The organism is sulfur-oxidizing endosymbiont of Gigantopelta aegis (assembly GCF_016097415.1).
Taxonomy (GTDB): Bacteria; Pseudomonadota; Gammaproteobacteria; order GRL18; family GRL18; genus GRL18.
This window is the reverse complement of record NZ_JAEHGE010000001.1, coordinates 4,139,408-4,154,949: the sequence shown is the minus strand read 5'-3', so window position 1 is coordinate 4,154,949 and position 15,542 is coordinate 4,139,408. Positions and strand designations below refer to the sequence as shown.

12 protein-coding genes are annotated in these 15,542 nt (G+C 40.8%); 6 read left to right on the top strand and 6 right to left on the bottom strand.

Annotated elements, in window-relative coordinates; translation table 11 throughout:
* Positions 1-274 precede the first annotated feature (274 nt).
* Entirely contained in the window at positions 275-1,783 is a 1,509-nt protein-coding gene (locus JEU79_RS21635; RefSeq protein WP_198266119.1) for a carboxypeptidase M32, read from the top strand.
* A gap of 296 nt (positions 1,784-2,079) precedes the next feature.
* Entirely contained in the window at positions 2,080-3,039 is a 960-nt protein-coding gene (locus JEU79_RS21630) for a radical SAM protein (RefSeq protein WP_246540454.1), read from the top strand.
* Here JEU79_RS21630 and JEU79_RS21625 read toward each other — a convergent pair.
* From JEU79_RS21625 to JEU79_RS21605, 5 genes are all read right to left on the bottom strand, one after another.
* On the bottom strand, positions 3,034-5,019 hold the full coding sequence (locus JEU79_RS21625) for a RecQ family ATP-dependent DNA helicase (RefSeq protein ID WP_198265720.1): 1,986 nt from the start codon (positions 5,017-5,019) through the stop codon (positions 3,034-3,036). The two genes, JEU79_RS21630 and JEU79_RS21625, sit on opposite strands and share 6 nt — an antisense overlap.
* Before the next feature lie 123 nt (positions 5,020-5,142).
* The gene (locus JEU79_RS21620; protein ID WP_198265719.1) at positions 5,143-5,742 is read right to left on the bottom strand and encodes a DNA-J related domain-containing protein; all 600 of its coding nucleotides are present in this window, start codon (positions 5,740-5,742) and stop codon (positions 5,143-5,145) included.
* Positions 5,743-5,781: 39 nt separating this feature from the next.
* Positions 5,782-6,378 (bottom strand): ferredoxin domain-containing protein, encoded by a 597-nt coding sequence (locus JEU79_RS21615; RefSeq protein ID WP_198265718.1) that lies wholly within the window; start codon positions 6,376-6,378, stop codon positions 5,782-5,784.
* A gap of 12 nt (positions 6,379-6,390) precedes the next feature.
* Positions 6,391-6,879: a DUF1499 domain-containing protein gene (locus tag JEU79_RS21610; RefSeq protein ID WP_198265717.1), complete on the bottom strand. Its 489-nt coding sequence runs from the start codon at positions 6,877-6,879 to the stop codon at positions 6,391-6,393.
* Positions 6,880-6,898: 19 nt separating this feature from the next.
* A complete protein-coding gene (locus tag JEU79_RS21605) occupies positions 6,899-7,636 on the bottom strand; it encodes a metallophosphoesterase (protein WP_198265716.1) in 738 nt (245 codons plus the stop codon).
* Positions 7,637-8,076: 440 nt separating this feature from the next.
* On the opposite strand from JEU79_RS21605, the gene dnaB reads away from it, so the two are divergent.
* The 4 genes from dnaB to JEU79_RS21585 are packed head-to-tail and all read left to right on the top strand — an operon-like array spanning position 8,077 to position 14,396.
* Positions 8,077-9,432 carry a replicative DNA helicase gene (gene dnaB, locus JEU79_RS21600; RefSeq protein ID WP_198265715.1) on the top strand — a complete coding sequence of 452 codons (1,356 nt, stop codon included), beginning with the start codon at positions 8,077-8,079 and terminating at the stop codon, positions 9,430-9,432.
* Positions 9,433-9,435: 3 nt separating this feature from the next.
* Entirely contained in the window at positions 9,436-10,563 is a 1,128-nt protein-coding gene (gene alr / locus JEU79_RS21595) for an alanine racemase (RefSeq protein ID WP_198265714.1), read from the top strand.
* A gap of 29 nt (positions 10,564-10,592) precedes the next feature.
* Complete coding sequence (gene pepN, locus JEU79_RS21590; protein WP_198265713.1) at positions 10,593-13,253, top strand: aminopeptidase N; 2,661 nt, start codon at positions 10,593-10,595, stop codon at positions 13,251-13,253.
* A gap of 27 nt (positions 13,254-13,280) precedes the next feature.
* Positions 13,281-14,396 (top strand): alkaline phosphatase, encoded by a 1,116-nt coding sequence (locus tag JEU79_RS21585; RefSeq protein ID WP_198265712.1) that lies wholly within the window; start codon positions 13,281-13,283, stop codon positions 14,394-14,396.
* A 5-nt stretch (positions 14,397-14,401) separates the two neighbouring features.
* On the opposite strand, the gene JEU79_RS21580 is transcribed toward JEU79_RS21585, so the two are convergent.
* Positions 14,402-15,532 (bottom strand): hypothetical protein, encoded by a 1,131-nt coding sequence (locus JEU79_RS21580; RefSeq protein WP_198265711.1) that lies wholly within the window; start codon positions 15,530-15,532, stop codon positions 14,402-14,404.
* Positions 15,533-15,542: the final 10 nt, after the last annotated feature.

Sequence of the window (15,542 nt, the reverse complement as noted above, 5' to 3'; positions counted from 1 at the left end):
TTTGCTTTAAAATTTGGGACAGATAAAATTGGTTTTATACTTAAAATGTAGGATGTGGTGAGGCACGAACCGCATCAATGGCTTTAAACAGACTTCTCCGATGCGGTTCGTGCCTCACCACATCCTACAAAAAAGCAATATCGGTTTAAGTTCAATCATAGCGAAATGTTGGATGGTTTTCAATATGATTTAAAAATATCATCAAAATGAGTAGTGTATGTTATGATGTTTTCATTAAGAAATATCCGTTCACAAAATGACCAGAGCACAGAATATGAGTCAATTACCTTATACACAATTAGAACATTTATTTAACCGCATTTATCAATTACAACATCTGGCCTCTATAGCTCATTGGGATATGGCGGCAATGATGCCTGCGGGTGGTAGTCAGGCACGTGGCGAAGCCCTAGCAGAAGTCAGTGTCATGATGAATGAGTTGCTCAGTGAATCTCGTACCGGTGATCTTATTCATCTGGCACAGGAACAACAAACGGCTTTGTCTGACTGGCAACAGGCCAATTTACGCGAGATGCACCGTTTATGGCTCAATGCCACCAGCATCAGCAGTGATTTGGTTAAGGCAAAAGCATTGGCGGGGTCAGAATGTGAACAGGCATGGCGTAGTTTGCGTGGCGAAAATAACTGGCAGGATTTTCAACCACTCTTGCAAGCCGTTATTCGCCTCACAATAGAGGAGTCACAGCAACGGGCGGCAGCCACTTCATTATCACCCTATGATGCGCTGCTGGATTTATATGAGCCGGGACAACGTAGCGCAGCAATTGATCTGATTTTTTCTGAACTGGTGGACTTTCTACCGGATTTTATTCAACAGGTCGTGGCTAGGCAGGCGGATGAGCCACTGATTCAAATCGATGGTTCATTTTCCATTGAGTCACAGCGCAAACTGGGCTTGAGATTAATGTCAGAAGTGGGGTTTAACTTCGACCATGGACGACTGGATGTGAGCCATCACCCTTTTTGTGGTGGTGTGCCAGAAGACGTGCGTATTACCACCCGCTATTGTGAAACTGATTTCAGTGAAAGTTTAATGGGCGTATTACATGAGACGGGTCATGCGAAATATGAACAGGGCTTACCCAAGCAATGGCTTAATCAGCCTGTGGGTGCTGCCAGAGGCATGGGCATTCATGAAAGCCAGAGTTTGTTTCAAGAAATGCAAATTGCCCGAAGTCAGCCGTTTTTACAGTTTGCTGCGCCGATTATTCAACAGTTTCTTGCCCATGAGCAAGGCGATAAGCAATGTTGGACTGCGGAGAATTTATTTAAACTGAACAATCGTGTGAAGCCTGATTTTATTCGAGTGAATGCAGATGAAGTGACTTATCCGCTACATGTTATTTTGCGTTATGAGATTGAAAAGGCTTTGATCAATGAAACGCTCACGGTGAAAGAATTACCGGAGATCTGGGATGAAAAAATGCAACATTACCTCGGTATCTCAACAGCAGGTAATGATAAGGATGGCTGTATGCAGGATATTCATTGGACGGATGGTAGCTTGGGATATTTTCCCTCTTATACCTTAGGGGCAATGAATGCCGCACAAATGTATGCAGCGGCTGATAAGGCAATACCGGATTTAAGCCAAAACATCGCGGCAGGAAAATTTACTACCTTGAATCAATGGCAGCAAGATAAGATCTGGTCGCAGGGAAGTTTTTTTGATATTGATGGCTTGATGGTGCATGCAACGGGCGAAAAGTTAAATTCTCAATATTATATTGCTCATTTAAAACATCGATTTTTACCTGAGTAAATATTTTTGGTAACTATTCAGTAAATTTTAAAGCATGTATAGAGTATCCGGTTGAGCTGTTTGTCTTTACAGGGTTTTGAAAACAGGATGTTTTCTTAAAGCGTCACATGGATGTGCTTGAGCGACCCAGTAAAGACAAACAGCTCGACCGGATACGGGTTTATACCAAATAGTTACTTTTTTTGTTAAATTCCCAGTTTATTTAAGGTTATTTTAATCTTTGCCCAGTACACTATTTACAATGCTAAATATTAAAGCTATATCGGCATAGTATCTGATGGAATAGGAGATTAATTGTGAAGCCTTATCAATTGGCTGTGAATATGGAGTGGACCAGCAAGTGTAATGCGCGTTGTTTAATGTGTCCACAACATTTAATTGCACACCCTCAGCTCATGACGCGTGAGAACTTCGCTCAGGCGTTGAGGCGAATATCACCAGACAGAGTGTTTCGTACGGTGATTGCCGGTTATGGTGAGCCAACGACACATCCAGAGTTTATGCATTTTGTTACTCAGATAGGTGAACATCCCGGCCGCTTTGATATGGTCTCTAATGGTCAGCAATTAGATGAAGCCCGTTTAAAACACCTTGATGGTCGCATTGAGTTGTTGGTCATTTCTTTTTCAAGTATCAATAAAGAGGTTTATAACCGTGTGCATGCCAAGCTCGATCATGAACGGGTGAAAGCGAATATTACGCTTGCTCAAAAAACCTTTAAAAAAACTCAACTAGGCATTAGCCTGACCCCAATGAGTGAATGTTTGGACACCTTGCCGGAAACCATCGCATGGTTAAAAGCGCAGGGGGTTAAATTATTAACCATGTCGCCTACACTCTACAATCGTGCTGAAGATGATCATGTCGAACATCAGCAAGATAGCCAGCGTTTACGTCAACTCATCAAGCAATATTCATTGCACTCACAGGAGTTGGACTTTGTACCTTCGATCAAAGACATTGCCAAGCAATATGTGAAAAATAAATTCAAATGTATTCCGCGAAATAGTGATTTGTTTATCAGCTCCAGTGGTGAGTATCTTTATTGCTATAATAATATTACTCATCAACATGCGATTGGTCACATTAATGATTTATCCATTGATGAGGTGTTAGCTCAACGTGAAAAAATGGTCTTGCGTCCAGAGCTATGCAATGACTGCAATATGAAACAACGTTACCAATTAAAAGAGGTGGCAGGGGTTATGGGGCGTATGGCTATTTCCAAGTATAATGGATGGCTCAAAGCATCATAAACGCTCAAGTTGGTTCAGGCTGGCACGAATAGCTTCATACGAATACTGTTCATAACGACCAAAATACCCCAGCTTACGTGCTTTTATTTTCGTCAGCCAAGGGACGGTGATGCCACAGAGATAGCGGCTGAGCAAATCAATTGAAGCATCCTGTTTGAAGTGTTCCTGTACGAGATGATTCAGATCCTTAGCGATGCTTTGTAATTGTTCAATGGCTAGTTCAGGTAATGCTGCGGCTTCAGGCCAGGGCTGATGTTGGCCAAGACAAACTGAGCAATGTCCACAGGGCTGGCTGAGTTGTTGATCAGAAAAATAGACGGCCAATTGTTGACTGATACATTGAGATGACTGAAAAAGTGCCAGCATTTCCTTAAGGCGGTGTATCTGATTCTGTTCTTTTTGTTTGAACTTTTGGCTTAATTGTTCGGCTAATTCATTGATATCAAACTGACTATTTAAAATTTGATAAACATCGGTCATTTGCTTGCTTTCTAGTTCAAGCCAGCCTTTTTCATGCAAATAATCCAAGGCGACAATCACCCGTTGCCTATCGCTTGGATAATTGCTTTGTAGTTTTTCTAAGTCCAATGTTGACCAGACTCTTGAATGTTGACTATTGTTTAAAATCGCTTGTAAAAAAGTTTGCCGTTCACCTTTGAACTGGTCTAATAATTGTTCTTCGGGGAGGAGTAATTTAAATTTATACTCAGCAAAAAAACTGTATTTTGCTTTAAGAATTCCGGCAATTTCTAAATACACAATCAGTGTTTTTAAAGCCAATTGGCGAATATTACTTTGCCCTGAAAGGGGATAGGCTAGGACTTCCCATACCCCGGGTGTTTGTTGGTCGGCTTGCTGGATGTCATGAAGAATAACTTTGATACCGGCTAGCTCGGGCGTATCGCCATAAACAAAATTTTCCAGAATATTCAGGCCGCTTAAATTACCTAATAAAAGACAATTGGCAGGCTGACCATCACGTCCTGCACGACCGATTTCCTGGGCATAATTTTCGATGGATTTAGGTAAGTCATAATGAATAATATGGCGTATATTATTTTTATCAATACCCATGCCAAAGGCGATGGTGGCAATAATGCATTGTCCTGTTTGTTGTTCAGAAGACTGCATAAAACGTTCTTGAATGTTTTCGCGCACATCACTTTTCAAGCCTGCATGATAAGCTTCGGCATTGATGTTCTGTTGCTTGAGCCATTGACTGATATCTTCGGCTGTTTTTTGTAAGGTGACATAAACAATACTGGCTTCGCCCTGATGTTGATTGAGGTATTGTGCCAAAAATTTGAGTTTATCTTGTTGCTCACAGGGCTGCACCAGTAGCTTGAGATTATTGCGATAAAAGCCGGTGCTGATAATATTGTCGGGAGAAATTTGAAATTCACGTGACATGTCTTCGATCACATGGGTGGTTGCTGTGGCGGTCAATAGTAACACTTGAGGGATGTTAAATTCTTTTTGATAAATGGGTAACTTCATGTAGTCTGGCCGAAAGTTATGACCCCATTCGGAAATACAATGTGCTTCGTCAATGACGAGTAATGAAATTGGAATGTGTTTAATGAACTCTCTAAAGCGCTCATTTTTGAGCCGCTCGACAGAAATCATGAGTATTTTTACTTGTCCATTACGCACGCCCTGCATGATCTGATTAGCATCTTCCCGATTTTGTGATGAATCGATGCTGGCAGCATTGATATTATGTGCTTTTAAAAATTCAATTTGATCTTTCATAAGTGCCAGTAAGGGGGAAATAACCAGCGTTAGCTTGGGTAGCATTAATGCGGGCAGTTGATAGCATAATGACTTGCCTGAACCCGTTGGAAAAATAGCGGCGGCTGATTGACCCTTCATTATGGCCTGAATGACTTCCTGTTGTCCGGGGCGTAGTGATGTGAAGCCAAAGTGCTCTTGTAGGGATTGTTTTAGAGATTGTTGCAAGGGTTGTTCTATTGTAGTCATTTCTTAGCTCATTTTGGTGCTAATAATTAATGGAATTGATGTGCTTCGTGCCTCAGCAGCATCCTACTTGGAGTGTCATTTTCAGGGTATGATTGAGGCACGAAGTGCATCAATAAAGAGTCTTTATAAGCCATTAAATAAGCACTTGAGATTATCATAAGCCTGACGAATGGATAAAAAATAAAGACTATCGCCACCTTTATCGGGATGGTGTTGTTGGCAGAGCTGGCGATATTTTTTTTGAATCTCAGGCCAGCTGCTATCCTCTGCTAAGTCAAGACAGGCTAGTGCCTGGGATTTTTCATCATTGGCCAGATATTTTGTCCAGAATTGCTGTAATAAATTGGCAACTTCCTGATCATCAGTGCGATTAAAGTGTTGCCAGTCTTGATAATAAGCACTGAGTTTTTGAAATCCACTCTCCTTACTGATCTCATTTGCCTGTGTGGTGTTTTCAGGCAGGGCTTGTAGTTGGATTTCCAAGGCGGATATTTGTAAATAAAAGCCCTCACTTAAGAGTTCATCATGCAATTGATAAAGAGCATTCATGACCAGAAAGTGTTGTCGAAACAGGCGTAATTCATTACTGCAATTGGTGATAAACTGGGCAAAGGCTGAGCCTTGTTCACCGGCCTTGAGCAGACTATGTAATTCATATTCCTTGACCGGTGCCGATGATGCTTTGAGCAAGTCAAGAATAGGCCGTTTCAGTGGATTGTGCATGGGCTGTTATGGGGTTATGGAGTTTAGGGTTAAGAATAATTAAGCATTTGCTTTCATATCAGCTAGGTTTTTCTTGCTGAGGGTTTTACGATCATAGAAAATACTTTTGCCACTGATGCTGACAGGAATACCCATGGCAACTTCGCAATCAATATAGCCCAAAGCACGGGCTGCTGCACCCACGCGTTGTTGTACGCGATTGTCAACATTGAACAGGCTGGCTTGTTTGGCGGCAGAGGCCAGAGCAACACCAATATCCATCATGCGCATAATGCAGTGCGGGCCGGTATAACCCATTTCAAATTCTTTTAACTCGCGTTCATTTTCAAACTCTTTGCAAGTGCGAAAGCCGCAACCACCACAGTCATATCCGGCCGTCACAGGGCCAGCAAGGCCAATTAATAAAACCCCTTGAGCATTTTCAGTATTGGCTGCATCACGATGCCAATAATTCTCTTTGGAACTATTGTGAGCATAGTTGCGCATTTCATCAGCGACACGTTTTAAGTCATCGGGATCAGTGAGAGCAACAATTTCCAGACAGTCTTTGCCGCCAGTTTTGGGCGCAGTCATGGCTGAGGCCGCCATGAGATTAATGACTGTTTCAATGGTTTCCTGGATGCTTTTTTTATTCATGAGATAGGGCTCTTATGGGGTTATTTGTTGCTTAAACTGTTGAGAAAATTCTTTGACGCGACGTTTGTTGACACCAAAATCACTATAGCCTGTGCGTGATGCAGAGCGTATATGCACTTGTTTGCTAGCACTCTCTAAGCGGAGTTCAAAGTCATCAATAAAGCCGAATATGCGTGAGCTAAACAGGGCTTTAAGATAATGCTGATCTGCAAAAACAATTTCGCCACCCATTTTTTTGATGATGGTTTCTGCCAAGGTCATGACTTGCGCCTTGTTTGCTTCAGGATAATTTAGAGGAGCAAGATAATGCGCTTTATCATCAGGGTATTCACTATTAATGCAATTAGGTTTGTCTGGACAGGGGGGGAGTTGTTGGTCTAATGAGGGTGGTGAGGCTGTTTTTTGGTGATGTATTTCGGCCATATTGATACTCGGTAGGAGAAAAAAGAGGCTGAGCGTGCTAATGATGAATTTTTTTAAATACTGACTATTTATCTTCATGCTTCCGTGCCCGTTTATTTTAAGAAGGTAATTCTATCAAGGTCAAATTTTGATGCGAATAAGCACCGGTGTCAATGTAATTGATATTGCCTTTTTTTTGCGGCATATCGACAATGGTATGACCACAATAGATTTCATCGACACCATCGATGCGGTATTTTTTGCGCTTGGATGAAAAAATATACTTGCGTGAGAATAGAATACTATATAACACATTGGTTTTGTTTAATTCGGCTTCCAATGAGGGCCATTTTACTTGCTCAGGGATTTCAGCGTGTACGATGCCAATGGTTTTTGTCGGTGATTTAATCTCAATGGCATAGGGCAGTTTTTCAATGGCATTTACCCAGCGTTTTAAGGCGGGATAAATTTCAGTAATGGGGTCTTCGTGTTGAATGTCATCGGCTAGTTTTTGGATGTGTATACCCAGATAATTGGCCACCCAGAGCCCGCCATTGTGCATGTGAAAGCGGAAAGCATCATTGCGATAAATGGGGGTGTTTTCAGAGCACCAGTCAAGAAACATTTGCTCATGATTGCCACGAATACAATAGAACCAGCTACTATTCAGATAGTCCAGTGCTCTGGTTGATTCTGGACCGCGATCAATGATATCGCCGACGCTGAATAGCCGATCCTGAGCGCTATCAAGATTAACCTCTGCGAGCTTTTTTTCCAATAGCCCAAAACAACCATGTAGATCGCCAAAGACGAAATCACGTCCTTTGTTGTTTTTGAATAAATATTTTATTTTCAATGGGTTAATAGCCAGTAATCTAAATCAAATAGAAGAGCTTTACTCTATGTTGTATTATCCTAAAAAAATCAGTTGAACCTACTGCGACCGCCTTATGCACTGAATCTTAAGGATTTTCCAGAACATTTTGACTTCACCCGTAGGGTGACTACGAATAAAGCCAAAATAACCTGTAAAACCCTTAATCTTTAGCACCTAAGTCGCTCTCGCTACGATTCAACTGATTATTTTAGGATTATTTTTGTCTGATTATATCAACTCGTCCGTAAAATTTCTTGTAAAAATGTCTGAGTAACCGATAATAGAACTTTTCAATTTTTCATCGTTTGGATTTAGCTGCCTCTTTTTATGCGTAAATAGTGTACGTGAATAGTTTGCGTGAATGGTTTTTGTAAGTGCTTGGCAGGCTATGACTGGATTTGAAGATTTTAGAGTAAAACATGGATCAATTAACAGACGCCCTTAAGTTACCCCCTCACTCCATTGATGCAGAACAATCTATTTTAGGCGGTTTGCTGATCAATAATGAATCCTGGGATCACATTGCCAGTATCGTTAATGAAGATGATTTTTATCGCCGTGATCACCGCATTATCTTTAAGGCTATTCGTGAGCAAATCGAAGAGGGCAAGCCCTGCGATGTGGTGACACTATCGGAACGTCTTGAAACACATAATGAAATTGATGATGCCGGTGGCTTGGCCTATTTGGGGAGTTTGGTCAATAACACCCCCAGTGCCTCCAATATCCGGGCTTATTCTGATATCGTGCGGGAACGTTCGGTACTGAGAAAATTGATTCAAGTGGGTAATGAAATTGCTGATAGTGCCTTTAATCCGGATGGGCGTAAGAGTGATGATATTTTAGAAGCCGCCGAGAAAACCGTGTTTGAAATTGCCGATAAAGGGGCAAATTCAGGCAATGATTTTAAGAGTATGACGGAATTATTGAAAAAATCCGTGGATAGGATTGATGAATTGTTTCAAAACGGGGGAACGTTCACGGGAATTCCTTCTGGATTCACGGACTTTGACAAAATGACTTCCGGCTTGCAACCCGCCGATTTGGTGATTGTTGCAGGACGACCATCGATGGGTAAAACCACCTTTGCGATGAATTTGGCAGAAAATGCAGCCATTGATGCCGGTGTGGGCGTCGCCGTTTTCAGTATGGAAATGCCCGCTGAATCCCTGACCTTGCGTATGTTGTCTTCTCTGGGACGAATCAATCAAACTAAAGTGCGTTCGGGACAATTGGACGAGGATGACTGGCCACGCCTGACATCTGCTGTATCCATCTTGAATGAGGCCAAATTATTTATCGATGATACCCCTGCATTGTCTCCCACAGAAATGCGTGCCCGGGTCAGGCGCTTGAAGCGCAAGCATAACATCGGCTTAATTGTCGTGGATTATTTGCAGTTAATGCAGGTCAAAGGTGGTTCAGAAAACCGGGTGAATGAAATTTCTGAAATTTCCCGTGGTTTGAAAGCACTGGCAAAAGAAATGAATGTGCCAGTCATTGCTTTATCACAGCTTAATCGTGGCCTGGAGCAAAGACCTAATAAACGTCCGGTGATGTCAGACTTACGGGAATCAGGTGCGATTGAGCAGGATGCGGATTTAATCGTTTTTATCTACCGTGATGAAGTTTATGACGAAGATAGTCCTGATAAGGGAACGGCTGAAATTATTATTGGTAAGCACCGTAATGGCCCTTTAGGCACTGCCAGACTGACATTTATTGGTCAGTTTACCCGCTTTGAAAATCATGCCTCGATTGATTACGAAGATTAAATAATGGCTGTGGTTAAAGCAACAATTAATTTGCAGGCATTAAAGCATAATTTGTCGCAAGTAAAAAAACGGGCACCTCAATGTAAAGTGATGAGTGTCATTAAAGCCAATGCCTATGGGCATGGTGTTTTACCCGTGGCAAAGGCATTATCAGAAAGCGATGCTTATGCCGTGGCTAGATTTGATGAAGCCCTTTTTTTACGTCAGCAGGAAGTACAGAAGAAGATTGTTATTCTCGGCGGTGTTTATAGCAGAGAAGATTTTCTGGTTTGCATTGACCAGCACTTTGAGCCGGTTTTGCATACCCTGGAACAAATCCAATGCTTGTTTGATACTTTGCAATGGCTGGGTTCAAAAGGTGAACAGAAGTCCTTTGACTATTGGTTAAAAGTTGATACGGGTATGCATCGACTGGGCTTATCGGCAGATGAATTGAATGGCCTGAGTCATCAATATCAAACACTCACAGCACGCTTTTCCCCCAGTGGTTTTATGTCGCACTTTGCCTGCGCGGATGAAATAGATAATAAGCTCAATCAGGTACAAAATTTAAAGTTTTTGCAACAGTATGAGAGCTTTTCTAAAGTCAATAACTCAGACAAATTGAGTTTAAGTATGGCTAATTCTGCTGCTATTTTGTCTCTGCCAGATGCCCATTATGATTGGTTAAGACCAGGCATTATGCTTTATGGTGTATCACCATTTGCTGGTCGTACGGGTAAGGACGAAAATTTACTGCCGGTGATGACCTTGTCTTCTCAATTAATCGCCATCAAACAATTAAAGCAGGGCGATTGCATTGGCTATGGTGCTAGCTGGTGTTGTCCGAAAGCGATGACCATTGGCGTTATTGCTATTGGTTATGGTGATGGTTATCCGCGTCATGCCAAAGCGGGTACGCCGGTATTAATTCAGGGCGCTGAAGTGCCACTCGTTGGCCGTGTGTCTATGGATATGATCACAGTTGATTTAAGCCCCTTGCAGGCGCAGGAAAAAACAGCGCAAGTGGGTGATAATGCTATTTTATGGGGCGATGGCCTGCCTATTGAGTATGTTTCACATCAAGCAGATACCATTGCCTATGAATTATTATGCCAGATAACCCCCAGAGTTTCTTTTGAATATAAATAACACAATACAAATAATGATATGAGTACAAGATGACTAACAATACAACCATTTACCTAAAAGATTACCAACAACCAGCCTATGTTATCAATCGTACTGAGCTGAGTTTTGAGTTGGAAGTTGCAATTGACGAAACAGATACGGTTACGATTGTAAAAAGTCGTTTGGAAATTTCACGTAATGAGCAGTCTCAGGCTACGGATAAATGCTTAAAGTTACATGGCCAGGGGCTAGACTTAAAAAACGTCATACTCAATGGTGAATCGCTGGCTGAACAAGATTACCAGCGTACAGATGAATTTTTAATTATCAATGATATACCTTCTTCTTTTGTGTTGGAAATTGAAACCTGGCTCAAACCCGAAGAAAATAAAGCCCTAGAAGGTCTCTATCAGTCTAGTGGCAATTTTTGCACACAATGCGAGGCGGAAGGTTTTAGACGTATTACTTATTATCTGGATCAGCCTGATGTGATGTCCACTTTCACCACGGCTATTCTTGCAGACAAAGAAAAATACCCGGTGTTACTATCGAATGGCAATCTTGTGGAGCAGGGTGAATTACCCGAAGGGCGTCACTATGCTATTTGGCATGACCCCTTTAAAAAGCCCTGTTATTTGTTTGCCTTGGTGGCCGGTGATTTATTAAAAATAGAAGATTCATATACTACAATCAGTGGTAAAAATGTCGTCTTGCAGCTTTTTGTTGAAAAACAAAATGGTGAAAAATGTGAACATGCTATGAATTCACTGAAAAATGCCATGATGTGGGATGAAGAAGTCTTTGGCCTGGAATATGATCTGGATATTTATATGATTGTTGCCGTCGAAGACTTCAATATGGGCGCCATGGAAAATAAGGGCTTGAATGTCTTTAACGCTAAGTATGTGCTGGCGGATACACAAAGTGCTACCGATGCTGATTTTGAAGGCATTGAAGCGGTTATTGGACATGAGTATTTTCATAATTGGACGGGCAATCGTGTTACCTGTCGTGACTGGTTTCAGCTCAGTTTAAAAGAAGGCTTAACGGTTTTTCGTGATCAGGAATTTACTTCTGATATGCAATCGCGTGCAGTAAAACGTATTGCTGATGTGAAAATTTTACGCGCCCATCAATTTGCCGAAGATGCCAGTCCTATGGCGCATCCTATTCGTCCGGCGCAGTATATGGAAATTAATAACTTCTATACAGTCACTGTGTATAACAAGGGTGCTGAAGTGATCCGTATGATTCACACCGTCTTGGGAGAAGAGAATTTTCAACAAGGTATGCAGCTTTATTTTGAGCGTCATGATGGTCAGGCGGTAACGACAGAAGATTTTATCAGTGCTATGGCAGATGCCAGTGGGATTGATTTAAGCCAATTTGATAGTTGGTATAATCAGGCCGGTACACCTAGAGTCACGGTAAAAACCGAATATCGGGCTGCTGAGAATAAATTTATTATTGAGCTGAAACAGTCTTGTGCCATTACCCCTTATGAAACACTCAATAGTCCTGAAAAAAAGGTAAAAGATCCCTTTTACATCCCCATTAAAATGGGCTTGCTTGATCAATCCGGTGAGCAAATTCTTGAAGATATGATGATTTTAACTCAGCCTGAGCAATGCTTTGAATATAACAATATTGAACAAGCACCGGTTTTGTCAATATTGAGAGACTTCTCTGCACCTATTATCCTGGCATACGCTGATGATGTAGCAGAAGAAAAAATTACCGAAGATCGGGCATTCTTAATGGCCTATGACTCAGACCCTTTCAATCGTTGGGAAGCGGGTCAACAGTTAGCAGGAAAGTTAATTATTGATGCGGTGTCGGGTGCGAGTCCGATGCAGTTCAATAGCAATGAATTAGAAAAATTTATTCATGGTTGTGGCGAAATTCTCGCTGACACGTCATTGGATAATGCGCTAAAGTCTCAGGCATTAGTTTTGCCTGCTGAAGCTTATTTATTAGAGCAATTAGAAGTGGCCAATGTTGATGCTGTTTATGATGCTCGTAAGCAACTTAAGTTAATTATATCTGAACGCTTAGAAACACAGTTTAAGGCTATTTATGATGATTTTAGTATTACGAGTGAATATCAGTTTAATGCCGAAGAAGCGGGCAAGCGTAGCTTGTGTAATCTCGCTCTGAGCTATTTGATGGCGTCAGGTGATGAGGCTGCTGCAACATTAGGCTTCAAACACTTCGAAGCGGCTAATAATATGACCGACTCCATTGCGGCCTTGTCATTGTTATCACACATTCAATCAGAGATTAGCCAGCAAGCGTTGAGGATTTTTGAGCAACGCTGGAACAATGATGCCCTAGTAATGGATAAATGGTTTATTGTTCAGGCGGCTGCTCAGCATGATGGGGTATTGGCTAAAGTAAAAGAATTGATGTCGCATCCCTGTTTTGACCTCAAAAATCCAAATAAAGTGCGTTCCTTAATTGGTGCTTTTGCTGGTATGAATTTACAAGCATTTCATAATACCGATGGCTCAGGCTATCGGTATGTGATGGAGCAAATTTTGGCTTTAGATAAATTTAACCCACAAATTGCATCACGTATGGTAAAACAATTCAGTCGTTGGCAGCGTTATGACAAAACCCGACAAGATTTAATGAAAGCTGAATTACAACGTGCAGCCAAAGAAAAATTGTCACCCGATATGTTTGAGATTGTCAGTAAAAGTTTAAAATAATTGTTAGCGGAAGGTAAGGCATTAGCGATGAAGTTATTTAAATGTAGAGTATTAACTTTGCTGTTTATTTGGGCTATTCCATTACTTTCTTTTGCTTCTACGAGTGACAATTTTTTATCTGATGCTGACTCCGAAATACCCCCTAAAAATATTATTATTTTTATCGGTGATGGTATGGGTATTGCCCACATTAGCGCAGGAAAAATTGTTAAAGGTCAACTCAATCTTGAGCAATTTAAACACATAGGCTTACTGACAACCCATTCTCAAGATGCCTTAGTAACTGACTCAGCTGCAGCGGGCACGGCAATTGCCACGGGCTATAAAACAATTAATCATTTCATTTCAGTAACGAAGGAGGGCAAGCCTCTAAAAACGATTATGGAATATGCTCAAGAGGCTAATAAGGCAACAGGAATCGTTGTTACTAGCTCAATTACCCATGCAACGCCAGCGGCATTTATGGCGCATGTTGATAATAGAAAAAAAGAGGCATTGATTGCTAAGCAAATTTCTGAGAGTCACATGGATGTTCTTTTTGGTGGCGGTAGAGGTTATTTTATACCAGGTTCAAAGCCTACTAGCCTAAGAAATGATGAACAGGACTTGCTACTCAATTTTCCTTTGGTTATAAGTAGTGAAGACGAATTTAATCAATTGGGTGATATTAATTCAGTGGTTGGATTATTTGCTATAAACGAGTTGCCAAAAGTAAATCTAAGAAGGCCAGGCCTGGTACAAATGACTCAAAAGGCTATTAGCATTTTAGCAAAAAATAAACAGGGTTTTGTTCTTATGGTTGAAGGCTCGCAAATTGATTGGGGTAGTCATGCTAATGAGCAGGATTATCTTATTTCAGAAATGTTGGATTTTGATGAAGCAGTAGGCGTTGGCTTAAATTTTGCCAAAACAAACTCTCAAACATTGATCATTGTTTTGTCGGATCATGAAACGGGTGGTTTTGCTATTCATAATGGTTCGCTTGCAAACAAAATCGTATCAGAGTCATCTTTTTCACGAATAGAGCATACCGCAGAAATGGTGCCTATTTTTTCTTATGGTAAAGGAGCTAAAGATTTTACTGGCATTATTGATAATGCCAAAGTTGGTCAAATTCTGAACGGGTACCTCCGTCAAAAGTGAGAAAATCAGTCTTTAAATATTTCAAATTTAACCTGAGTAACGGTATTTGTGGTCATTATTTTATGAGTGATTTTTATTTTAATCAACTTTTCTTCAAACCAAAGTTCTAATATTGTATTAGTGTCATAAACACCTGAAGGCACTAATAAATAGCTTTGCTTCATTGAGTTGTTAGTTGATGATATTAATAATGCCGGATTATAGTCACTTCCCTTGCCAACACCTTCTAGTGCTTTGACTGCAACGGCATCACATTCATCAGACAAGTTATAAATGCCAATAACAACGCCTTTTTGTAAATCAATTCGAAGCCAGCGAATAATGCCTAAACTGTACTTTTTTTCATCTTCAATAGTGCTTTCAATGTTGCGGCGATAGGCGATGAGCATACCAACTTGAAGGATGTTACTGGATTGAGTATCCCGAAATAACATCATACCGCCGTCACTTTTGTTTTTTTCCTGCCAAAATTCTTCACGATAGAGATCATCCAGTGTGTGTGTATAGCTACCTGAACTGACTTTGGCGTTAACAACATTCGATGAATTTATCTGATCCCAACTGTCTTCCATTAACATGTCTTCACTTAAAAAAGGATTAATTTTTCTAAGTTTATCAATACGGCTTTTTTTCTCGTGGGTGATATTTTCTTCGCCCAAAGAAACGAGAGATAGGTTAGAAAGACTGAATTCTGTTTTGTCTTTAATGCCTTTTCTTTCTGATTTTTCCTGTATAGCCTGGATTTCTTTTTGAGGATCAAAATCGATTTCACCACGAATAAAATAATGACAAGCTGTCATACCTATTACTAAGCTGACTTTTTCCTGGGATTCGGAACGTTGTTCTTTTTGTGAGCCTAAAAAGGACAGTTGTTGTCTAAAACGCAGTAACATTTCTTTATCTAAGCGGGCATTAATTGCGTGAGTGCCCGTTTTTTCCTGATTATCTCTTAACTTTTCATCAATATGTACTTTGAGTTCTTCCAGTTGAAATATTCGTAGCTCGCCCTGAGTTGGACTTTTCAGTGCCCAGTAATTATTTGGGGCATATTCTTTGTTTAAATCAACAATATGAAATTGTTTGATATCGTTATCAGCAATGTTGGCAATCTGACAATACTGAGACCAATTGATCATGAGTTTATGG